The 21,884-nt window shown below is 67.1% G+C and carries 23 protein-coding genes and 1 tRNA gene; 11 read left to right on the plus strand and 13 right to left on the minus strand.

Features of this window, described 5'->3' with window-relative positions; all coding sequences use genetic code 11:
- The 3 genes from BSZ14_RS08320 to BSZ14_RS08330 form a co-directional block, all read right to left on the minus strand.
- A complete protein-coding gene (locus tag BSZ14_RS08320) occupies positions 1–732 on the minus strand; it encodes an extensin-like domain-containing protein (protein WP_076710567.1) in 732 nt (243 codons plus the stop codon).
- Positions 732–1,490, minus strand: a complete 759-nt coding sequence (locus tag BSZ14_RS08325) for an NUDIX hydrolase (RefSeq protein ID WP_076710568.1) — start codon at positions 1,488–1,490, stop codon at positions 732–734. Before BSZ14_RS08325 ends, BSZ14_RS08320 begins: the two co-directional genes overlap by 1 nt.
- A gap of 58 nt (positions 1,491–1,548) precedes the next feature.
- Positions 1,549–1,624 (minus strand) — tRNA-Ala (locus BSZ14_RS08330).
- A gap of 248 nt (positions 1,625–1,872) precedes the next feature.
- Between BSZ14_RS08330 and BSZ14_RS08335 the strand changes: the two genes are divergently transcribed.
- Positions 1,873–3,147 carry an SWFGD domain-containing protein gene (locus BSZ14_RS08335; protein ID WP_076710569.1) on the plus strand — a complete coding sequence of 425 codons (1,275 nt, stop codon included), beginning with the start codon at positions 1,873–1,875 and terminating at the stop codon, positions 3,145–3,147.
- A 100-nt stretch (positions 3,148–3,247) separates the two neighbouring features.
- A complete protein-coding gene (locus BSZ14_RS08340; RefSeq protein WP_198930483.1) occupies positions 3,248–4,234 on the plus strand; it encodes an NADP-dependent oxidoreductase in 987 nt (328 codons plus the stop codon).
- Between the two features lie 479 nt (positions 4,235–4,713).
- Here the strand turns inward: BSZ14_RS08340 and ypfJ are convergent, their stop codons facing one another.
- A complete protein-coding gene (ypfJ, locus tag BSZ14_RS08345; protein ID WP_076710570.1) occupies positions 4,714–5,628 on the minus strand; it encodes a KPN_02809 family neutral zinc metallopeptidase in 915 nt (304 codons plus the stop codon).
- A gap of 130 nt (positions 5,629–5,758) precedes the next feature.
- Between ypfJ and BSZ14_RS08350 the strand changes: the two genes are divergently transcribed.
- Positions 5,759–6,544 (plus strand): 3-hydroxybutyrate dehydrogenase, encoded by a 786-nt coding sequence (locus tag BSZ14_RS08350; RefSeq protein WP_042485913.1) that lies wholly within the window; start codon positions 5,759–5,761, stop codon positions 6,542–6,544.
- Positions 6,541–7,155, plus strand: a complete 615-nt coding sequence (locus BSZ14_RS08355; RefSeq protein WP_052811442.1) for a DUF4893 domain-containing protein — start codon at positions 6,541–6,543, stop codon at positions 7,153–7,155. The genes BSZ14_RS08350 and BSZ14_RS08355 overlap by 4 nt, the downstream gene beginning before the upstream one ends.
- Here the strand turns inward: BSZ14_RS08355 and BSZ14_RS08360 are convergent.
- From BSZ14_RS08360 to aceA, 4 genes are all read right to left on the minus strand, one after another.
- Entirely contained in the window at positions 7,107–7,751 is a 645-nt protein-coding gene (locus tag BSZ14_RS08360; protein ID WP_042485910.1) for a hypothetical protein, read from the minus strand. The genes BSZ14_RS08355 and BSZ14_RS08360 overlap by 49 nt on opposite strands.
- 8 nt (positions 7,752–7,759) lie before the next feature.
- The gene (locus BSZ14_RS08365; protein WP_076710571.1) at positions 7,760–8,719 is read right to left on the minus strand and encodes a cation diffusion facilitator family transporter; all 960 of its coding nucleotides are present in this window, start codon (positions 8,717–8,719) and stop codon (positions 7,760–7,762) included.
- Between the two features lie 257 nt (positions 8,720–8,976).
- Positions 8,977–9,135 (minus strand): hypothetical protein, encoded by a 159-nt coding sequence (locus BSZ14_RS19870; protein ID WP_167334684.1) that lies wholly within the window; start codon positions 9,133–9,135, stop codon positions 8,977–8,979.
- A gap of 23 nt (positions 9,136–9,158) precedes the next feature.
- The gene (gene aceA / locus BSZ14_RS08370; protein ID WP_076710572.1) at positions 9,159–10,436 is read right to left on the minus strand and encodes an isocitrate lyase; all 1,278 of its coding nucleotides are present in this window, start codon (positions 10,434–10,436) and stop codon (positions 9,159–9,161) included.
- Positions 10,437–10,622: 186 nt separating this feature from the next.
- On the opposite strand from aceA, the gene BSZ14_RS08375 reads away from it, so the two are divergent.
- Both BSZ14_RS08375 and BSZ14_RS08380 read left to right on the plus strand, forming a co-directional pair.
- Positions 10,623–12,017, plus strand: a complete 1,395-nt coding sequence (locus tag BSZ14_RS08375) for a helix-turn-helix domain-containing protein (RefSeq protein ID WP_076710573.1) — start codon at positions 10,623–10,625, stop codon at positions 12,015–12,017.
- Between the two features lie 69 nt (positions 12,018–12,086).
- A complete protein-coding gene (locus BSZ14_RS08380) occupies positions 12,087–14,135 on the plus strand; it encodes a putative bifunctional diguanylate cyclase/phosphodiesterase (protein WP_076710574.1) in 2,049 nt (682 codons plus the stop codon).
- 28 nt (positions 14,136–14,163) lie between these two features.
- On the opposite strand, the gene BSZ14_RS08385 is transcribed toward BSZ14_RS08380, so the two are convergent.
- The 3 genes from BSZ14_RS08385 to BSZ14_RS08395 form a co-directional block, all read right to left on the minus strand.
- Complete coding sequence (locus BSZ14_RS08385; protein WP_076710575.1) at positions 14,164–14,523, minus strand: response regulator; 360 nt, start codon at positions 14,521–14,523, stop codon at positions 14,164–14,166.
- 69 nt (positions 14,524–14,592) lie between these two features.
- Positions 14,593–15,549 (minus strand): aldo/keto reductase, encoded by a 957-nt coding sequence (locus tag BSZ14_RS08390; RefSeq protein WP_076710576.1) that lies wholly within the window; start codon positions 15,547–15,549, stop codon positions 14,593–14,595.
- A 6-nt stretch (positions 15,550–15,555) separates the two neighbouring features.
- The gene (locus BSZ14_RS08395; protein ID WP_206744334.1) at positions 15,556–15,762 is read right to left on the minus strand and encodes a hypothetical protein; all 207 of its coding nucleotides are present in this window, start codon (positions 15,760–15,762) and stop codon (positions 15,556–15,558) included.
- Between the two features lie 94 nt (positions 15,763–15,856).
- On the opposite strand from BSZ14_RS08395, the gene BSZ14_RS08400 reads away from it, so the two are divergent.
- Positions 15,857–16,336 (plus strand): DUF4126 family protein, encoded by a 480-nt coding sequence (locus BSZ14_RS08400; protein ID WP_198930480.1) that lies wholly within the window; start codon positions 15,857–15,859, stop codon positions 16,334–16,336.
- A 17-nt stretch (positions 16,337–16,353) separates the two neighbouring features.
- Here the strand turns inward: BSZ14_RS08400 and BSZ14_RS08405 are convergent, their stop codons facing one another.
- Both BSZ14_RS08405 and BSZ14_RS08410 read right to left on the minus strand, forming a co-directional pair.
- The gene (locus BSZ14_RS08405) at positions 16,354–16,806 is read right to left on the minus strand and encodes a nuclear transport factor 2 family protein (protein WP_083748174.1); all 453 of its coding nucleotides are present in this window, start codon (positions 16,804–16,806) and stop codon (positions 16,354–16,356) included.
- 27 nt (positions 16,807–16,833) lie between these two features.
- Complete coding sequence (locus BSZ14_RS08410) at positions 16,834–18,021, minus strand: Gfo/Idh/MocA family protein (protein ID WP_076710599.1); 1,188 nt, start codon at positions 18,019–18,021, stop codon at positions 16,834–16,836.
- Between the two features lie 124 nt (positions 18,022–18,145).
- Here BSZ14_RS08410 and BSZ14_RS08415 point away from each other — a divergent pair, with 124 nt between their 5' ends.
- The 4 genes from BSZ14_RS08415 to BSZ14_RS08430 all read left to right on the plus strand — a co-directional run bounded on the left by BSZ14_RS08415 (position 18,146) and on the right by BSZ14_RS08430 (position 21,884).
- The gene (locus BSZ14_RS08415) at positions 18,146–18,538 is read left to right on the plus strand and encodes a c-type cytochrome (protein ID WP_076710578.1); all 393 of its coding nucleotides are present in this window, start codon (positions 18,146–18,148) and stop codon (positions 18,536–18,538) included.
- Positions 18,539–18,552: 14 nt separating this feature from the next.
- Positions 18,553–19,593, plus strand: coding sequence for a sugar phosphate isomerase/epimerase family protein (locus tag BSZ14_RS08420; RefSeq protein WP_076710600.1), 1,041 nt, complete (start codon positions 18,553–18,555; stop codon positions 19,591–19,593).
- Between the two features lie 69 nt (positions 19,594–19,662).
- Entirely contained in the window at positions 19,663–20,967 is a 1,305-nt protein-coding gene (locus tag BSZ14_RS08425) for an MFS transporter (RefSeq protein ID WP_042485887.1), read from the plus strand.
- Positions 20,964–21,884: a hydroxypyruvate isomerase family protein gene (locus BSZ14_RS08430; protein ID WP_076710579.1), complete on the plus strand. Its 921-nt coding sequence runs from the start codon at positions 20,964–20,966 to the stop codon at positions 21,882–21,884. Before BSZ14_RS08425 ends, BSZ14_RS08430 begins: the two co-directional genes overlap by 4 nt.

Genomic DNA, 21,884 nt, shown 5'->3' on the forward strand with positions numbered 1-21,884 from the left:
TTACCGACACGCACGCCAGCCCATCGACCCGCGATAGGCCTGATCGAGATGGAAATGGTCGGCATGCGCGGCATTGTAATCCGGCGATAACGTGGTCGCGAACAGGTCGCACGCCTGGTCGCGGACCCGGCGCAGGAACTGCCCCTTCGCCCCCTGGTCCTTCCAGTCGCGCAGCACGCTGATCCGCCGCCCGTCCTTCAGGCGAAAGGCCGCGATATCAACCGCATTGGCGCGGGCGTGCTCGCTCCAGTCGCTGGTGCTGCGGCCGCTGATCCGGCGGCAATTATAGCTGCCCAGATGATCGATCGCGACGACCTCGCTGCCCAGCAGTTCGCGTGCGGCGGGCTGGACCGCATCCCATTCCCATAAGGCCAGCGAGGCCGCGACCGGGCAAGACATGCCCAGTGTTGCGGGGCGATAGCCGATGATCCTGGCCCCGCCCGCCGTGAAACGTACCGCATCGTCATAGCCGCATTGCGCGCCGTCTGACCGGGTGGGCAGCGCGGTGTAGCGGATACCCGCCCGGTCGAGCAGCCCGAGGCATTGCGTCCTCTCCTGGGTCAGCGCGGTCAGCTTGCGCCCAGTGAACATTCCTACCGGCTGGCCCAGATCGAGCGGCACCCAGGGCACGTCCTGAGGGTGACGCCGCGCCCAGCCCCATAGCAGCAGCGCGAGCATCGCCATGGCGACGATCCCGATGAGTACGGTCGTCCATCGCCGGACAGCCCGCATCAGCCGCGTCTTGCGCTGGCGACGGGTTCCGCCGTGATCGGATAACCCAGATCGTCGGGGATGCACAGAAATGGCACGCCGTCACGCTCCACCTGAAAAGGAATGATCCGTCGGATCGGCCAGGCCCGCGCGTCGGCGGTGGCCGAAGCGAAATCGCGGTAGAGCGCCAATCGTTCCAGCGTCCGGCGCGTGGGGAAAATGATGCGGATCGCACCGCTGTCCGCCTGGGTCAGCGCGTCGCGGGCGGTCATCCAGAGCGCGCCGACCGTTTCCGAACCGTCGATCGCGGGGTTGGACGCCTCCCGCGCGACCGCCGCCAGATAGAAACGGGCATCGAAGCGGCGGACCGGCACATGTTCGGGGCACCAGCGGGCAAAGGGGGTCAGCGCCTGTGGGTCGATCGTCAGGTCATGATCGGCAAGGGCCTCGGCAAAGGATCGTCCCGCCGCCATGGTCGCGCGCAGGCGGGGCAGGGTCGTCGCATTGGGGGAGGGCGACAGGCCGACGCCCAGGCCCACCTCTTCGATCGTCTCCCGGATCGCGGCGATGCGGGCGGCGGCTTCGTCCCGGTCGGGGGCCTCGGCGGGGACCAGCGCATGATCGCCCGGATCGACCCGCCCGCCCGGAAACACCATCGCACCGCCCAGAAAGGCCAGTGTCGCACCACGCTCGACCATCAGGATTTCGGGATACGCTTCGGGGCCTGTGCCTTCGCGCATCAGGATCAGCGTGGCGGCGGGAATCGGATCGGGAATCATCGCATGGACAACGCACCAAAGGCGTTCGCGGGTGTCGGCGATGGAAGGGAAGGCGGGGTGGTGGAGCTGAGGGGAATCGAACCCCTGACCTCTGCAGTGCGATTGCAGCGCTCTCCCATCTGAGCTACAGCCCCGCCCCGTAACCCGACCATGGTCGGGAGCGACGCCATTAACCCGTGATTCGGGGCGACGCAACACCGCTTTGACGGGCGGGCTCAAAAAAATTGGCCTGCTTTCGGCCTTTCGCATCACTCCGTCCGTCGCGGCTGGCACGTCGCCAACGGAACATGTCTTGACGTGCCTCATTGAAACACCCGGAAGGCACGGCCCGCCGGACGAGCGGCGTCGGCCCCCGCAGGATCGAATTTCAGGAGGGTTTAGGATGGCTTACGACCGCTATTCCCGCGACGCCAATCGTGGCGACCGCGACTTCGACTATGGCCGGGACTACGGCTCGGGGCGCGACTACACCTATTCCAGCGCCCGCGACTATGAAGCGGCAGGCGCGTATGACGACGACCGGAACGACAGCCGCAACGACAGCCGTCGTGGCTATGGCGCGCGCGATTACGGCAATCAGGGCTATGGCCGTCAGGGTTATGACCGCGACAGCTACAACGCGTCGCGCCAGGATTTCGGCGGCCGCCAGAATGAAGGCCGTTACGGTGAAGGCCGTTCGGGCCAATACGGTGCCTATCGCGGCGGCGAGAATCGTTATGACCGCGACACCGGCCGTGAAGGCTATCGCAGCGCGTCGAGCTATGGCGATTCGTCGCGTGGCTATGGCTATACCGGCGACCGTTATGGCCGCGACGACCGCCAGGGGCGCCGTGATTATGGTCGCTCGGACTATGGCCGTTCGGACTATGGTCGCCAGCAGCCGTCGGGCCGCGACTATGGGCGCCAGCCGCAGGGCTATGACTATGAGGATCGCGGATTCTTCGCGCGCGCCGGGGACGAGGTCCGCTCGTGGTTCGGCGACGAGGAAGCGGAGCGTCGCCGTGAGGCGGACGCGCGCATGGACGAGCGCTATTACGCCCAGCAGGACCATGACTATAACCACTGGCGCTCGGGCCAGATCGCCGCGCTCGACCGCGATTATGACGAATATCGCAGCGAGAACCGCACCAAGTTCCAGAACGAATTCTCGAGCTGGCGCACCGAGCGCGAAGGCCAGCGCGGCCTTCTGCCCAAGGTGAAGGAGCATCAGGAAGTCGTCGGTTCGGACGGCAGCCATGTCGGCACCGTCGACAAGGTGCGCGGCGACCGCATCCTGCTGACCAAGAACGACAAGGATGCGGGCGGCCAGCACCACTCGATCCCGTCGCGCTGGCTGAAGTCCGTCGAGGACAAGGTCACGCTGACCAAGACCGCCGAGGAAGCCAAGGCCCAGTGGCGCGATGAGGAAAATGCGCGCGCCATGTTCGGCGACAACACCCGTGAAAACGACCGCTACGGTCAGGCCAATCGCTACGGCCAGACCGGCATGGGCGGCCAATCGAGCGGCTACGGCCAGAGTGCGACCGGTACGACCAGCTCGGCACAGAATAACAGCAGCACGACGGGTACGACGTCGGCCACCGGCACCACGACCGGCACCGGCACGACCACCAGCGCCACGTCGGGCAGCACCTCGAACACCAGCCGGGGTTATTGATAAAGAAAAACGTCACCGACTGGTGACTTTTCTTGGAGGGCTCGGGTGGACATCACCCGGGCCTTTTCCCATGTCCGATCCAGATGATGAAAAGGATATGATGATGAAGGCTTGGACCCTGGCGGCCCGCCCCAAGGGCACGCCCGTTGACGGTGATTTCGCGCTGGTGGAGCGCGACCTGCCCGCCCTGAACGAGGGCGAGGTGCGGATCGTCAATCGCTGGCTGTCGGTCGACCCCTATATGCGCGGGCGGATGAACGACACGAAGAGCTATGTCCCGCCCTTCCAGCTCGGCGAGCCGATGCAGGGCGGCGCGATCGGCGAAGTGGTCGAAAGCCGCGCCGACGGCATCGCGGTCGGCACGATGGTCAGCCATATGGCGGGCTGGCGCGACGAGGCGGTGCTTCCGGCCGCGCATGTCCAGCCGTTGCCCGATCTGGGCGTCGACCCGCAGGCCTATCTGGGCCAGTTCGGCATGCCGGGCATGACCGCCTATTACGGCCTGCTCCAGGTGGCCGAGGCCAAGCCGGGCGACACGGTGTTCGTCTCGGCAGCGGCCGGTGCGGTCGGCTCGACGGTCGTCCAGATCGCCAAGGCCAAGGGCATGACCGTCATCGGATCGGCCGGTGGCGCGGAAAAGTGCGACTGGGTTCGCTCGCTCGGCGCGGATGCGGTGATCGATTACAAGTCGGGCCAGTCGGTGGTCGACGCGCTCGGCGAAGCGGCGCCAGACGGCATCGACGTCTATTTCGACAATGTCGGCGGCGATCATCTGGATGCCGCGCTGGCCCATGCCAAGCCCAATGCGCGCTTTGCGATCTGCGGCATGATCGACGTCTATAACGACGCCAAGCCGACGAGCCTGAAATATCTCGCGCGGCTGATCGGCAACCGCGTGCGGATTCAGGGCTTCATCGTCAGCGACTTCAAGGATCAGCCGGGATTCTACCGCGACATGGCCGGGATGCTGAAGGACGGCCAGCTCAAGCGCGAGGAGACGGTGTTCGAGGGACTGGACCGGACGCCCGAGGCGTTCCTGGCGCTGTTCACCGGCGGTAACAAGGGCAAGATGCTGGTGAAGCTGTAAGGGGCGGGGCGCGGAGGATAGTCTCGGTGAGACCTCCGGTCCTCCCCCCGGCCCCCTCCCGCCTGCGGGAGGGGGTGCATCTGCGGCGGGGTTCCGCGCTATGCAGATCGGAGACAATTGCCGGATAAATACACCGAAATCGCCGCCGCATCCTGTCTCACTCCCCTCCCGCAGGCGGGAGGGGCTGGGGGAGGGAAAGGCCACAAGCGACGGGCTCGGTGAGACTCCTGACCCTCCCCCCGACCCCCTCCCGCTTGCGGGAGGGGGAGTATGGGGTGGCGTAGTATGGCTTGATATCTATCGATAGCCGGGGACTGGCTCTTTCCCGAAATCGCCGCCGCATCCTGTCTCACTCCCCTCCCGCAGGCGGGAGGGGCTGGGGGAGGGGGAGGGAAAGGCCACAAGCGACGGGCTCGGTGAGACTCCTAGCCCTCCCCCCGACCCCCTCCCGCTTGCGGGAGGGGGAGCATTTCACTCGCTCAGATCGTGCCCGAAAACGTATCGCACTGCGCCGGATCGCCCGTCTCCATGCCCCGCCGCAGCCAGCGCATCCGCTGTTCGGAGGTGCCGTGCGTGAAGCTGTCCGGCACCACCCGGCCCTTGGCTTCGCGCTGGAGCGTGTCGTCACCGATGGCGCGGGCGGCGGTCATGCCTTCCTCGACATCGCCGGGCTCCAGCCGGTCGCGGTTCTTCGCGGCCCAGACGCCCGCATAACAGTCCGCCTGCAACTCCAGCCGCACCGACAGGGCATTGCCCTCGGCCTGACCCGCCGCCTGCTGCGCCTGGTGCACCTTGTCCGACGTGCCGAGCAGCGTCTGGATATGATGGCCGAACTCATGTGCGACGACATAATAGCGCGCGAAATCGCCCTTCGCGCCGAAGCGGTTGGCCAGCTCGTTGAAGAAATTGGTGTCGAGATAGATCTTGCGATCGGTCGGGCAATAGAAGGGGCCGACCGCCGACTGCGCCACGCCGCAACCCGACTGGACGCTGTTCGCATCGGGCTTGAAGAAGCGCAGGCCGGGTGCCTGGAAACGCTGCCCCGACTCCGCGAAGATCTTTTCCCACGTATTGTCGGCACTGCTGAACGCGCGGCAGGTGTCGCGGCGCTCGGGCGAGGCTTCGCAAATCTGGCGGACGCTCTGGCCGGAGGTCGAGTCCGCAGACCGCGTGACCGGGGCATTGCCGCCGCCACCACCGCCGGTGAGCAGGCCAAGCGGGTTCATGCCGACCACCGCCAGGATGATGAGCACGACGACGATGCCGCCGCATCCGAAGCGGCTGCCGATCAGCGGCAACAGGCCGAACAGCAATCCGCCGCCACCGCCACCGAAGCCGCCGCCCGACTGCGCCTCGCCGACATCGATATTGTTGTCATAATCGTCGAGCCGCATCGTCTCACCCCTTTGTCATAATGCCCGCCTATGCGGGTCTTCGGCGAGAGGTTGAACCCGCAAAGCCTTCCGGCGGTTGCACGGGTCGGAATTGGACCGCATGATGCGGTGCACAGCACGGGAGAATGGCATGTTCCTGAAGGGCAAGACGGCGGTGATCTCGGGTTCCACCTCGGGCATCGGGCTGGCCTATGCCAAGGCGCTGGCGGCGGAGGGCGCGGCGGTCGTGCTCAATGGTTTCGGCGAGGCGGACGCGATCGAGGCGAACCGTGCCGCGCTGGAAAAGGCCAGCGGGGCGGCGGCGCTGTACGACCCCGCCGACATGACCCGGCCCGACCAGATCGAGGCGATGATCGATCGCGCGGCGGCCGAGACGGGTTCGGTCGACATCGTCATCAACAATGCCGGTATCCAGCACGTCGCCCCGATCACCGAGTTCCCGGTCGAGAAATGGGATGCGATCATCGCGATCAACCTGTCCTCGGCCTGGCACATGATGCGCGCGGCGATCCCGCATATGCGTGCCAAGGGCTGGGGCCGGATCATCACCACCGCCTCGGCGCACAGCCTGGTCGCCAGCCCCAACAAGTCGGCCTATGTCGCGGCCAAGCATGGCGTGGTCGGCATCACCAAGACCGTGGCGCTGGAGGTCGCGACCGATGGCATCACGGCCAATTGCATCTCGCCCGGCTATGTCTGGACGCCTTTGGTCGAAAACCAGATTCCCGACACGATGAAGGCGCGGGGCCTTAGCCGCGAGCAGGTGATCGACGATGTGCTGCTGAAGGCGCAGCCGACCAAGGAATTCGTCACCATCGAACAGGTCGCGGCGCTGGCGCTGTTCCTGTGCCGTGACGAAGCCAGGTCGATCACCGGCGCCAACCTGTCGGTCGATGGCGGCTGGACCGCGCAATGAGGTGGCCGCTGGTCCTGCTCGGCACGGCGCTGGCGGCGGGCGGCATGGCGGCCGCGCAGGCGCAGCGGGTCGAGGAGGCCAATGACTGGCGGCTGGCGGCGACCGAGGATGACCGTATCCGCCTGCGCGGATGGCGCAGCGCCTGGGTCAAGGGGCTGGCCCAGGCGCGGGCGGGCGGGGCGACGGCCGAGATCGCCGCGCTGGGGCAGCTCGCCGATCCCGACTATTCGATCGCGGACCCCAAGCTGCCCGATGGGAATTATCGCTGCCGCACGATCAAGCTGGGGTCGCAGGGGCGCGCGACGCTGACCTATGTCGCCTATCCCTATTTTCGCTGCCGGGTGGCGGGTGGCGGGCAGCAGCTGGCCAAGATCGACGGGTCGCAGCGGCTGACCGGGCGCATCTATCCCGATACCGATGCGCGCAGCATCTTCCTGGGCACGATGATCCTGGGGGACGAGGAACGCTCCTACGCCTATGGCCGCGACCGGGCGCGCGACATGGCGGGCGTGGTCGAGCGGGTCGATGCGACCCATTGGCGCATCGCCTTTCCCTTCCCGGCTTACGAATCGGTGGTCGACTTGCTCGAACTGGAGCCGGTCGCGCCCTGAACCGGGGCGGGAGTCGGTGAAACCGGCGCGGCAGGCAGCGGCGGCAGCGAGGCGAGATAGGCCTTGCCGTGCAGGCCCAGGACCGTGACCCGGTCGGCATTGGCCTGCGCCACCGCCTTCAGATAGGAACGCGGCTTCTTCATCAGGTCGGGGCGGTCGAGTCCGACCAGTCCCAGCCGCCGCGCGGCCTCCTGCACGAAATGCACGCAATTGCGGTCGTTCAGATTATAATGCGAGTCACCCGTCTTCTCGTCCCAAGCCGCGACCAGCGCCAATATGTCACCATATTGCGCATCGGTCATGACATAGGAAAACTGCGCGTCGCTGGTCGAGATGTAGAAGGGCTTGGAGATGTCCAGCCGCCCCTTGACCGTGCCCATCAGAATGGCTGGTGACACGGACCGGGCGGTGAAACCATAATTGGCGTCCACCGGCTGGCCGGTCGCGTCCACAGTGCCGCGCAATGAGAAAAAGGCATGGGGAAAGCTGTCGCCCAGTTCATGGCTCCAGAAGGTGATCGTGACCGCCGCCTGCGCGGGCAGCGCGCAACCGAATGTCAGGGCCAAGGCCATTGCGAGTCGCAGGAACATCGTCATGACGGCCCTCATAACCCATGTTGCGGGGTCGCCACAGCCGCATTCTCCTGCTTCTCGGGCCGGATATAGATGGACGACAGGCTGGGCACGGCGAGTCGCAGGTCGTCCTCCAGCCCCTCGATCATCGTCTCTGCCGCACCCATGGGAAGGCTGTCGACGAAATCGGCGCTGATCGCGGCGAAGATGCTGTCGGGCGCGGTGTGGATCGTGCGGACATGATTGACATGGGTGATCCAGGGCCGCGCGGCGACGATGCCGCGGATCGTCTCGACCACCTCGGGGTCGGCGCGCTCGCCGATCAACAGTCCCTTGGATTCCCGAGCGAGCAGGATCGCGACCAGCCCCAGCACCAGCCCGATCAGGATCGAGGCGATCCCGTCGATCCGGGCATCGCCCGTCTCGTGCGACAACCAGACGCCGAGCGCCGCGATGACCAGGCCCGCCAGCGCCGCCGAATCCTCGAACAGGACGATGAAGCCCGGCGGGTCTTTGGAATCGTGGATGGCGCGCCACCAGCCGCTCTTACCCTTGGTGCGGGAGAACTCGCGCACGGCAATGGTCCAGCTGGCGCCTTCGAGCGCGAAGGCGATGGCGAGCACGATATAGTTGACCGTCGGATCGCGCAGCGGCTCGGGCGATCGGATGTGCAGCCAGCCCTCATAGATCGAGATGCCGGAGCCGAGCGCGAAAATCAGGATAGCGACGACGAACGCCCAGAAATACAGCTCTCGCCCATAGCCGAAGGGATGGATCGCATCCGGCCCGCGCTTGGCGCGCTTCTGGCCATAGAGCAGCAGGACCTGGTTGCCGCTGTCGACCACCGAATGCACGCCCTCGGTCAGCATCGAGGAGGAGCCGGTGATCCCGGCCGCGACGAACTTGGCGACGCCGATCGCCAGATTGGCCGCCAGCGCGCCGTACAGGACGATATTCTCGCGAATGCGGGCGGTCAGGCCGGTGTCGGGCATGGCCGGTACAGCGTGCGATGGGGTCGGTTGTTCCGTGGAGTCTACACAGGGTGGTTGGCAGTGCATCTGTCCCAACCCCCGTTCAGCCTGAGCGCAGTCGAAGGCCAAGGGATTCTCGGCGAAGGTTTGGGCGTGCACTTCGACTTCGGCGCGATGCGCCGAAGTTTATCCTGAGCGGCTGGCTTGCCAGCCAGCCGAAGGGTTCAGTGCGAACGGGGGTGGGGGGAGCTTGCCACCCCCGTTCACGAGCCGTCACCTCAGGACGCGATCCGTCCCAGCCGGTGGTAGAGATGGGCGAACTTGATCGAGCGGGGGTCATCGGCGACCCGCTTGATATGTTCGGCAATGGCTTCCTTCATCAGCGCGAAGTCCTCGGTGGAGAAGACGGCGCGGCTGCGTTGCGGTTCGGTCGGCATGGCATATTCTCCTTCGTAATGGGTCAGGCGGCCTGGACGAACTGGGCGGCCTCGGTGGATTCGGCGAGCGCGGTGGTCGAGCTGTCGCCGCCCGCCGCGATCTGCGCGATCAGGTCGAAATAGCCGGTCCCCACTTCGCGCTGGTGGCGGGTCGCGGTATAGCCGTTGGCCTCGGCGGCGAACTCGGCCTGTTGCAGTTCGGAATAGGCGGCCATGCCGCGATCCCGATATCCGCGCGCCAGCTCGAACATGCCGTAATTGAGCTGGTGGAACCCGGCGAGCGTGACGAACTGGAACTTGTACCCCATCGCGCCGATCTCGCGCTGGAACCGGGCGATGTCGTCGCGGTCCAGATTGGCCTCCCAATTGAAGCTGGGCGAGCAATTATAGGCCAGCATCTTGTTCGGATGCTCGCGCCGGATCGCCTCGGCAAAGCGGCGGGCATCGGCCAGATTGGGCTTGGACGTCTCCCACCACAACAAGTCGGCATGGCGCGCGAAGGCCAGGCCGCGCTTGATGCAATGATCGACCCCGGTGCCCGGCTTCAGGCGGAAAAAGCCCTCCGCCGTCCGCTCGCCGGTCAGGAAGTCATGGTCGCGCTCGTCCACGTCGGACGTGATGAGCCGCGCGCTCTCGGCATCGGTGCGGGCGCAGATGACCGTCGGCACGCCCGCCACATCCGCCGCCAGCCGCGCCGCGTCCAGGTTGCGGATATGCGCCTGTGTGGGGATGAGCACCTTGCCGCCCAGATGGCCGCACTTCTTCTCCGAGGCCAGCTGGTCCTCGAAATGCACGCCCGCCGCGCCCGCCGCGATATAGGCCTTCATGATCTCATGGCAGTTGAGCGGGCCGCCGAACCCGGCTTCGGCATCGGCGACGATGGGCGCGAACCAGTCGCGCGTCGTAGCCCCTTCGGCATGTTCGATCTGGTCGGCGCGGGTCAGCGTCGCGTTGATCCTGCGCGCCAGCTCCGGCCCGGCATTGGCGGGGTAGAGCGACTGGTCGGGATACATCTGCCCGGCGGTGTTGGCATCCGCCGCGACCTGCCAGCCCGAGAGGTAGATGGCCTTCAGCCCGGCACGGACCATCTGCATCGCCTGATTGCCCGACAGCGCGCCCAGCGCGGGGACATAATCCTCGGTCTGGAGCAATTCCCACAGCTTCAGCGCGCCGCGTCGGGCCAGCGTATGCTCGACCGTGATCGATCCGCGCAGCCGTGCGACATCGGCGGGGGTGTAGGGACGGGCGATGCCGTCGAACCGCCCGGCGGGGGCGGGGATCAGATCCTGGAAGCTCGGCATCGCATCATCCTTTACAGTTTGACTGTTCTTGACCGCGAGATTGCCGCGAGGTTGATCGAAACATAAGGGATGGCGCGCGTATGACCGCGTCGCGCCGTCGCCAATGCCGCTGACATGACCTGTCGACTTGTAAAGAATTGACATGGTCCCAGGCGCGGCGCAGCCTGGGCCGCAAGGAGAGCGGCGATGAGCGGAGCCAAGGTGATTGCGGGCCATGCCGTTCGGCGGCTGCGGCGGCAGACCGGCCTGTCCCAAGCGGCGATGGCGGAGATGCTGGAGATTTCGCCCAGCTATCTGAACCTGATCGAGCGCAACCAGCGGCCCGTGTCGGCCGCGCTGCTGGTGCGGTTGGTGGAGACGTTCGACTTCGATCCGCGCGCGCTGACCAGCGGCGCGCCGGGCGGCGGCGCGGCGGCGATGCGGCGGCGGCTGGCCGATCCGCTGTTCGCCGATCTGGAGATCGACCGCGCCGAACTGGAGGAATGGCTGGCAGCCGCGCCGGGCGGGGCGGAGGCGTTCGCGCGTGCCTTCGACCGGCTGGCCGGGGCTGGTGGAGGAGGAGCCGAGGCTCCGGCAGCCCCCGAGCCGACCGTGACCGTTCGGCGCGAGATCGAGCGGTGGCGCAATCATTTCCCCGATCTGGACGCCGCCGCCGAGGGACTGGCCGACGAACTGCGCATGGGGGCCAGCGATCTCTATGCCACGCTGGCCGAACGGCTGCGAGTCCGCCATGCGCTGACCATCCGCATCCTGCCGATCGACATATTGCCAGAGCTGCTGACCCGGTTGGACCTCCATGCGCGCCAGTTGCAGCTTTCCGAGATGCTCGACGGCCCGGCACGGGTCTTTGCCCTGGCGACTCAACTCGCCCAGCTGGAGGCGCGTGCCGAGATCGAGGCGCTGGCGCGCGGCGCGGCCTTTGGCGACCGGCTCGCCGAGCGGTTGTTCCGGCGCTATCTGCACCGCTATTTCGCGGCGGCGCTGGTCATGCCCTATGCCCGTTTCCTGCGCGCGTGCGAGGCGACCGGCTATGATCTGGACATATTGGCGCGGCGCTTCGGTGTGTCGCACGAGCAACTGGCGCACCGGCTGACGACGCTGGGGCGGGTCGGAGCGCGCGGACTGCCCTTTTTCCTGATGCGGATCGACCGGGCGGGACAGGTGTCCAAGCGCTATGCCGGGGCGGCGAACCCGGTCCTGGTCGAGGCTGAGGGACGCTGCCCGCTCTGGCAGGCCTTTGCCGCCTTCGAGCGGATGGGGGAGGCCCTGTTCCAGCTGGTCGAGATGCCGGACGGCAGCCGCTTTGCGACGATCACGCGCGCGCAGGAGCGGGCGGGGCGTGACGCCTCCGGGGTGCGGGCGCGCTTCGCCATCGTCCTGGGTCTGGAGGCGGGGCTGGCGGGGCAGGTCGCCGCGGCGCGCGGCCATCCGCTGACCGAGGCGGCGACACCGATCGGACCGGGGTGCCGCCAATGTTCGCGTCCCGCCTGTCCGCAACGATCCCTGCCGATGGGCGGCCGGGTGTTGGCTATCACCGAGCGGGACCGGGCGATCAACATGCTGGTCTTTGCGCAGGACTGAGCCGGAAGAGGGCAGGTACGTGGCGATTGCTTAACCTGTTTTAAGAGGAAGCCCTATACGCCAGTGACCATGATCTGGCTTCGTCGTCGCATTCAGTCCCTCGAATTTCGCTTTGCGACGATGCTGACCGTCGTGCTGGGAATCAGTCTGGCGCTGGGGAGTCGCGGACTTCTGTTGAACAACCAGTTGCTTGGGATGGTCCGGTCGACCCATGAGATCGCGTCCCTGCTGGACGAGCATGACAAACGGGATGCGCGCCTTCGCGATTTCCGAATCCAGGTCGGCGATTTGACGCGCCAGTTGGAAAGGGGGCAAGCCGTGCCTGCCGAGCGCTGGCAGGGACTGGATGCCGCAGCGCGGACGTGGCTGGCGGAGCCGTTGATCCGCCATGACGGGATGCCGCGCCCCATCCGTTCGGCCCAGCTGGCGGCGGTGTCGTCGGAACGCCGCTTCCTGCGCACGGCGCGCCGCGTGATCGGCGGGGCGGCGGTCGACACGGCCCTGATGAAGCGGACCATGCCGCTGTTCATCGCCAGGCTGCACGACATGGAGCGTCATCGCGAGCTGGTACACGAACGACTCGGCAGCCGCCTTACTTGGCAAACCCGCGAGGTGGAGGCGCTGGCGAAGCGGGTGCTGACCCGGATGATGCTGGCCGGACTGCTCCTCGTGATCCTGGCTGGCGGGCTGATCCTCTGGCTTCGTATTCGGGTCATGCGGCCGCTAATGGATATCGTCGCGGGGATGCGCGCGATGAGCAAGGGCCAGTCGCTGAAGCCGTTGTCAGTGCATCGCCGCGACGAACTGGGCGAGCTGGCACGGGGCATGGACATGCTGGCCCGCGCCGCCGAGGAACGCGAGCGTATCCAGCGGCAGGTCGAATATCTCGCGCATCACGATCCGCTGACCGGGCTGGCCAACCGCATCGTTTTCGCCGACCGGCTGGATGCCGCATTGCAGGCGGGGCGCAGGATCGCGTTGCTGGCGATCGATCTCGATGGGTTCAAGGGGGTCAACGACACGCTCGGCCATGCGGCTGGCGACATCCTGCTCAAGCGTGCCAGCGACCTGCTGGCGGTATCGGTGGGCACCGGCGACACGGTCGCGCGCATCGGTGGCGACGAATTCGCGATCATCCACCATCTGTCCGCCGACGAAGAGGATGCCGAGCCGCTGGTCCGCCGCATCTATGCCGTCATTGCCGAGGACCCCGTAAGCCCGTCGGTGCGGATGAGCATCGGCGTTGCGCTGTCGCCCCGCCACGGGCTGGAGGCCGACGAGCTTCAGGCCTGCGCCGACATCGCGCTCTATCGTGCCAAGGCCGATGGCCGCCACTGCGCCCGCCGTTACGACATGGCGATGGACGAGGAGCGGCGGCAGCGCCACTGGCTGGCGCATGAACTGCACGAGGCCGTCACGCGCGGCGAACTGCACCTGGTCTATCAGCCGATCGCCGATTGCGCGTCGCGCGGGATCATCGGACAGGAAGCGCTGGCGCGTTGGGATCATCCGGTGCTGGGGCCGGTCAGCCCGGACGTGTTCATCGGCCTGGCCGAGGAAAGCGGCCTGATCGGCGAGATCGGGCAGCGTCTGTTTGTCGATGCGCTGGCCACCGCGCGCACTTGGCCCGCCGAATGGATGCTGGCGATCAACCTGTCGCCGGTGCAGCTTCGCGAACCGAACCTCGCCCGGCGGATGCTGGCCGCCACCGCGTCCCAGGGGATCGATCCTCGCCGGATCGAGGTGGAAGTGACCGAAGGCGTGCTGATCGACAATCGCGAAGCCACCACCGCCAATCTGGCGGCACTGCGGGCCGCGGGCGTGGGAATCGTGATGGACGATTTCGGCACCGGTTATGCCTCGCTCAGCAGCCTCCAGCAATTTCCCTTCGACAAGATCAAGATCGACCGCAGCTTCATCCAGGCGATGGACGAGGACGGCCCGGCCCTGTCGATCGTTCGCGCCTCGATCGGGCTGGGACGCAGCCTGAACATCCCGATCGTGGCAGAGGGGCTGGAAACCGAAGCGCAATACCGGATGCTGTGCGATCTGGGATGCGACCAGGTGCAGGGTTATCTGATCGGTCGCCCGATGGCGCACCTGGCCAAGGCGGCATGATCCGCGGCCGGGGCGGCTATGCCGGTCGTCAGCTGACGCATTCCCGGATCATGCGGATGATGTCGTGGCCTGTATAGGGCTTGGGTATGAACTGGACCCCGGCGGGCAGATCGGCAGCGACATTGCGCTGTTCGCCCGACGTGACGATGATCGACATATGGGGATGCGACTGATGGGCCTTTTCCGCCAGTGCTGCCCCGTCAATCGAACCGGGCATCGCGACGTCGGTGAACATCGCGCAGATTTCGGGATGGCGATCGAGTGCGATCAGCGCCTCGTCAGCGCTGCCCGCCTGGATCACCACATAGCCGGCATCCTCGAATGCGAATTGCGCGTGCATCAGCAGAAGCGGCTGGTCGTCGACGATCAAAATGGTCGGAGGCTTCATATAATTTGTATCAATTCTGCAATGCGGCGTCTGTTCCGGATTCGGTGTCATTCGGCGTTCATGGGAGCGTCAGGCGCCACTGTCCGTGAGCCGGGCCAGCTGCGCCTCCGACAGGGACAGGCGCATGGCGGGCGTCAGCTCGGACAGCTGCTTCACGCTGGTCGCGCTGGCGATGGGCGCGGTGACGCCGGGCTGCGCCATCAGCCAGGCGAGCGCGACCTGGGCCGGGGTGGCCCCGGTCTCCTCCGCCACCGCGTCCAGCGCCGCCAGCACCGCGGCCCCCTTGCCATGCAGCAGCTCGCCCATCTTCGCGCCGCGCACGCTTTGCGACAGGTCGGCGTCGCTGCGGTACTTGCCGGTCAGGAACCCGGCGGCGAGCCCGTAATAGGGGACGACGCCGACATTCTCCGTCACGCAGTAATCCTGTAACTCGCCCTCGAACTTGTGGCGGCTGACCAGATTATATTCGGGCTGCAGGACATGATAGCGCGGCAGCCCGGCGTCGCGCGCGGCTTCGTTCGCCGATTTCAGCCGCGCGGCGTGGAAGTTGGATGCGCCGATCACCCGCACCTTGCCCGCCTCGACCAGTCTGGCAAAGGCCTCCATGACCGCCTCCTGCGGCTGGTCCTCGTCGTCCTGGTGCGCGAAATAGAGATCGATCCGGTCGGTGCCGAGCCGCTTGAGCGACGCTTCCGCCGCCGCCGTGATCCGGGCGGGGGCCAGTTTCTCACCGCCTTCGCCAGGCAGCATCCCGACCTTCGTCGCGATCAGCACCCGGTCGCGCTTGCCGCTGGCCTTCAGCCAGTGGCCGATCATCGCCTCGGATTCGCCGCCCTGATGCCCGTCGACCCAGGCGGAATAGACATCTGCCGTATCGATCATCACGCCGCCCTGATCGACAAAGGCGTCGAGCACGGCAAAGCTGGCCGCGCGGTCGGCCGTCCAGCCAAAGACATTGCCGCCCAGCACCAGCGGCGCGATCATCAGGTCGGTCGAGCCCAGGCGGCGAAGCGGCATGTCGGTCATGGCGTATCAGCTTTCGTTTTCGATGGGATTTTCCTCCCCAACGCCCGAAGGTGCCATCGCGTTCAGATCGACCGCATTGGCGTCGAGCATCGCGGCGGCATCGTTCAGCTGGTCATTCTCCGCCGCGCTCAACCCCTGCGGCTGGTCGTGGGAGGAGCAGGCGGGCAGCGCCAGCAGCGCGGCGGTCATCAGGATGCGGATCATGGGTGCCATCATGCCAAAATCTGGGGGCGGTGGGGAAGGGGGGAACCCGGCGGCGGGGGGCGTGCGTTGTCGCGGCCTGATTTTCGCTCATGAGGTCAATGCCATGTCCGCTCCCCTGCCTGCCCATCTGCTCGCGCCGTTCAAAATGGGTCTGGTCGGCGGCCAGCGCGCGATGACGCCGCTCGCCGCCGTGTCGATCGCGGCGGCGCGCGGGCAGTTGCCGGTGGGCAAGGGCGTGCTCCGCTGGCTGGCCAACCCCGTCGTCGCGGCGGGCACGCTGGCCCTCGCGATCGGCGAGATGGCGGGCGACAAGCAGAAGACCGCGCCGAACCGCATCGTCCCCATCGGACTGGTCGCCCGTTTCACGACCTCGGCCATTGCGGGCGCGGCGCTGGCCAGCCCGAAGCATCGCTGGCTGGGCGCTGCGATCGGCGGCGTGACGGCGGTCGCCGCGTCCTATCCCGGCTGGCGCGGGCGGATGGCGGCGCTGGGCCGCTACGGCCAGACCAAGACGGGCTTTGCCGAGGATGCGGCGGTTCTGGCCGGTGCCATCGGCGTCGTGCGAGGACGCGCAGCGGCCTGAGGCGATGCAGCCTCCGATCAGGAGGCGGGTTTGGGTGGCTGGATGCCGGTATATTGGGCCGACACCATCTTCCATTCCCGGCCGACCCGCTGCTCGACATAGGTCACGCGCACGCTGCGCGTGACCGTGCCGCCATTGGGACTGGGCAGCGTATAGTCGACCGAGCCGATGACGATCGCGCTGTCACCATGTCGGCGCACGTCCTGCGTCTGAAAGCTCATGGGTGGCACCTGGCTCGCCTTTTCGGGCGCGTAGAAGGTGAGGACCTCCGGTCGCCGGTCGATCTCGCCCCGCGGCGAGACCTCGATATAGTCCGCCGCCAACAGGCCATCGAGTGCCTTCGCATCGAAGCGGTTGCGCGCGTCGTTGAACGACTGGACGAGCTTCAGGATCGCCGGATCGCTCGACCCTTGCGCCGACGCCGGACCCGCGAGCAGCGCCAGACCGACGACCATGTACCAAGACCGCATGTTTCTCTCCCCCCGATGGGGATCAGGCTATCCGCTCAGCATCGCCGCGTCTACCACGGGAAACGCCGTCCATTTCTCCTGCGACTTCGCGCTGTCCAGCACCGCCTCGACGAACGCCATGGTGCGCAGTCCCGGCTCCAGCCCCGGATACCAGTTCGCCTCGCCCGGTACTTGGTCGTTGGTCGCGTCACCATCCCGCAAGGACCCTGCCACCGCGCGATAGAGGTTCCCGAACGCCTCGATATACCCTTCAGGATGGCCCGAGGGGGTACGCAGGCGGGGCAGGGTGGTGGGGCTGAGGCCCGGCCCTCCGGCGCGGACGATCTCGGCGGGGCGGTCGAGCCAGCGCAGGGTCAGCGTGTTCGGCTCCATCTGCGACCATTCCAGCCCGCCCTTCTCGCCATGGATGCGCAGGCGCAGGCCGTTTTCCTCGCCCGCCGCCACCTGCGTCGCGCGCAACGTGCCGCGCGCACCCTCGGCGAAGCGGAGCAGGACGTTGACGTCGTCGTCGAGCATCCGCCCCGCGACATGCGTCGTCACGTCCGCCGACAGCGCCTCGACCCGCAGCCCCGCGACATGCTCGGCCAGCTGGAAGGCGTGGGTGCCGATATCGCCCAGCGCCCCGCCCAGCCCCGCGCGCGCCGGATCGGTGCGCCACTCGGCCTGTTTGTTGCCCTCGCGATCCAGCGGGCTGCTGAGCCAGCCCTGGACATATTCGACATGGACCAGCCGGATCGCCCCGAAATCGCCGCGCGCGACCCGTGCCCGCGCCTCCTCGACCATCGGATAGCCGCTATAGGTGAAGGCCAGCGCATAGAGCTGGCCCGACGCGCGCGCCGCTTCGGCGATGGCGCGGGCTTCGGCGAGGTTCATCGCCATCGGCTTTTCGCTGAACACGGGGAAACCGGCGTTCAAGGCGGCGATCGCCATCGGCGCGTGGAGGTGGTTGGGGGTGACGATCGCTACCGCATCGACCTGCTCGTCCTTGGGCCGCGCACGTTCGTCGGCCAGCAGCGCGTCGATCGAATCATGCACCCGGTCGGGGGAGAGGCCCAGCTGCTCACCGCTCCGCCGGTTGCGCGCCGCATCGCTGCTGAACGTGCCCGCGACCAGGTCCCAGTCGCCGTCCAGCGCCGCCGCCATCCGGTGCACGCCCCCGATGAACGCGCCTTCGCCGCCGCCTGCCATGGCCAGCCGCAGTTTCCGTCCCGCCATCATCCTCTCTCCTGTCATCCCAATCGCTTATAACGCGATAATCGGTGCTTGCATGGCGTCGGTTTAGCGGTAAACTCAGTCAACAACCAGCGAGTCTGGGCAAGAAAATTTCGGGAGAGAGAGGATGAGGCAGCTCATCGGGCTGGCCGCCGCCGTACCGGCCCTGGTCGCCGGGATCGTGGCCGTACAGGCGCCGTCCACCGCGCAGACCGCCCCCGCCGCAGGCGCGCAGGCCTTTGCCGCGTGCCGGGCCTGCCACACGCTGAACAAGGGCGGGCGTAACGGTGTCGGTCCCAATCTGAACGGCGTAATCGGACGCCAGGCGGGCTCGGTCGCAGGCTTCAACTATTCGCCCGCGATGAAGGCGTCCGGGCTGAAATGGGATGACAAGACTCTCAATGAGTTCATCGCCGCACCGATGAAGAAGGTGCCGGGCACGCGGATGCCGATCGGCGTCGCCGATCCGGCCAAGCGCGCCGCGCTGATCGCCTATCTCAAGGCAGAGACCAGCAAGTGACGGCGGCGGGGGCCATGCGCGGGCCGGGCATCTTCCTGGCGCAGTTCATGGGCGACGCCGCGCCGTTCGACACGCTCGATTCGGCGGCGCGCTGGATGGCGGAGGCGGGCTATGAGGGTGTGCAGATCCCAACCTGGGATGCCCGCTGCATCGACCTGAAGCTGGCGGCCGAAAGCCAGGATTATTGCGACGACCTCGCCGGGCGCTGTGCCGAGGCGGGGGTGGCGATCACCGAGCTGTCGACCCATTTGCAGGGGCAGCTTGTCGCGGTCCACCCGGCCTATGATGCCGCCTTTGACGGCTTCGCGCCGGAGGCGGTGCGGGGCAAGCCGGCCGAGCGCCAGCAATGGGCGGTGCAGCAACTCCATTACGCCGCCAAGGCCAGTCGGCGGTTGGGGCTGAAGGCGCACGCGACCTTTTCGGGCGCGCTCCTCTGGCCCTTCGTCTATCCCTGGCCGCAGCGGCCCGCCGGACTGGTCGCGGAAGGCTTTGCCGAACTGGGCAAGCGCTGGCGCCCGATCCTCGATGCGTTCGAGGAAGAGGGCGTCGACCTCTGCTACGAGCTGCATCCCGGCGAGGACCTGCACGACGGCACGACCTTCGAGCGGTTCCTGGACTCGGTCGGCGGCCATGCGCGGGCCAATATCCTCTACGACCCCAGCCATTTCGTGCTGCAGGCGATGGATTATCTGCAGTTCATCGACTTTTACCACGACCGCATCCGCATGTTCCACGTCAAGGATGCCGAGTTCAATCCGACCGGCCGCGCGGGCGTCTATGGCAGCTATGGCGATTGGGTCGACCGGCCCGGGCGCTTCCGTTCGCTGGGCGACGGGCAGGTGGATTTCGGCGGCATTTTCTCGAAGCTCACCCAATATGGTTACGCCGGTTGGGCGGTGCTGGAATGGGAATGCTGCCTGAAGCACCCGGAGGACGGCGCGCGGGAGGGGGCGCCCTTCATCGCCGCGCATATGATCCGTCGCGCCGAGCGCGCCTTCGACGATTTCGCCGGTGGCGGCGATCCGGCCACCAATCGGCGTTGGCTGGGACTTTAACGATTGCAAGGACTTGACCATCCGCCCCGGAAGGTAAAGTCTGACAAAAAACATAAGCGGGAGAGGGGCATGGAAGCGATACCGGACAATCGGTCGCGTCTGTTCTGGCTGAGCGTGCTGGCGTTGTTCACGGCCGCGGCGAGCGCGGCCTTGCGCGCGGCGGTGGCGAGCAGCCTGAAGGCGGAGTGGATCGATCCCATCGCGCCGGTCGAGGCGGGGGAACTGATCGGATCGGCGCTGGGATCGGCATTCCTCGGCTTTGCAGCGACTTTGTTCGTGGCGAGCGCGCTGCTCGACCGGATCGGCGCGCGGCAGATGCTGATCGGCTGTGGGCTGTGCTTCCTGCTCGGCACGGGCGCGATCATCGGGGCGGGCCATGTCGCAACCGGCATGGGAGTCTATCACATCGTCTGGGGCGGAATGCTCTTGAGCGGCATCGGCTGGGGGCTGGCCGAGGCGTCGATCAATCCGCTGACCGCGCGGCTCTACCCGGAGGAGACCACGCACCGGCTGAACGTGCTCCATGCCTGGTATCCCGGCGGGCTGATCGTCGGCGGGCTGGCGGGCGTGCTGCTGGCCGAAGTCCTGTCGTGGCAGGCGATCATGGCGCTGGTGCTGATCCCCGCGCTGGGCGTGCTGGTGATGGCGGCGACCACGCGCTTTCCGCCTGTCCCGCGCGCGGTGAAAGACGTCGGCTTTGGCGGCATGATCGCCGAAGTCTTCAAGCGGCCCAGCTTCTTCGTCTGGTTCGCCGCGATGTTCCTGACCGCCGCGTCCGAACTCGCGCCGGGCCAGTGGCTCGACGTGGCGCTTAGCAGCCGGGTGGGGATGCGCGGTATCCTGCTGCTCGTCTATGTCAGCGCGCTGATGTTCGTGTTCCGCCACTTTGCCGGGCGGATCGCGGGGCGGCTGTCCAATCCGGGGCTGCTCTGGGTGTCGAGCCTGATGGCAGGCATCGGCCTGTTCCTGCTGTCGCGCGCCCAGTCGCCGGTGGCGGCGGTGCTGGCCTCGACCGTCTGGGGGCTGGGCGTCTGTGCGATGTGGCCGACCATGCTGGCCTCGGTCGCGGAACGCTATCCGCGCGGCGGCGCCTGGGCGCTGGGCCTGGTCGGATCGGCGGGGGCTCTCGCCAGCTTCTTCGTCCTGCCGCGCCTGGGCGCGATGTTCGACGCGGCCAAGGTCGAGCTGGCGGGCGGGCCGGAGGCGTTCAAGCGGCTGACTGGCGAAGCGCTGCGCCAGGTCGAGGATGCGGCGGCGTCGCAGTCCTTTGCGCGGCTCGCCATCGTGCCGGTGATCCTGTTGTTCGTATTCGGTGGCATCTGGTTGGCCGAGCGCCGTCGTCCCCATCGCTCTGTTGCGGAGACTGTCGCATGAACTGGTCGCGTCGTACCGTGATGGGTGGCCTGGCCGCCGCTGTCCCCGCCGCCGCGCTGGCGGGCCGGAAATCGGGCAAGTCCTCGAATGCCGCGCGTTTTACCCTCGGCTTCGCGCCGCATCTGGGCAGCTTCGCCAGCCGGGGCGACAGCTCGGTCGAGCAGATCGCCTATGCCGCCGATCAGGGCTTCTGGGCGTGGGAGGACAATGAATACCGCCTCCGCCCCGTGGCCGAGCAGGAGGCGATCGCCAAGGCATTGCGCGACCGGAAGATGACGATGGGCGTGTTCGTCGCCTCGATGCCCAAATGGTCGGAATCGCGCCCCCTGCTGGGCGGTGACGACGAGGGCGAACGGCAGGCTTTTCTGGCGGACGTGACCAGCGCGGTCGATGTCGCCAAGCGGGTCGGCGCGACGCGGATGACGGTCGTCACCGGTTTCATGGACAAGAAGCTGCACCCCGCGATCCAGATGGGCCGGATCATCGACGTGACGCGCCGCGCGGGCGACATCGTCGCGCCGCACGGGATGGCGCTGGTGATGGAGCCGCTCAACACGCGGACCAACCATCCGGGCGTCTTCATGCAGTCGATCGCGGAGGGCTATGCGGTGGCGCGCGGGGCGAACAGCCCCGGCGTGAAGGTGCTGGCCGACCTCTATCACGAGCAGATCCAGTCGGGGAACCTGATCCCGACCATGAAGCTATGCTGGGACGAGATCGGCTATATCCAGTTCGGCGACAATCCGGGCCGTAACGAGCCGGGCAGCGGCGAGATTAATTACGCCAACATCTGCCGCTTCCTGAAGGCCCAGGGCTATGCCGGGGTGATCGGCATGGAGCATGGCAATTCGGTCGAAGGGCGGGCGGGCGAAGAGAAGCTGATCGCCGCCTATCGCGCGATCGATCCGAGAACATGA

It is taken from the genome of Sphingomonas sp. Sph1(2015) (genome assembly GCF_001970915.1).
In the GTDB taxonomy this organism is placed as follows: Bacteria; Pseudomonadota; Alphaproteobacteria; order Sphingomonadales; family Sphingomonadaceae; genus Sphingomonas; species Sphingomonas parapaucimobilis.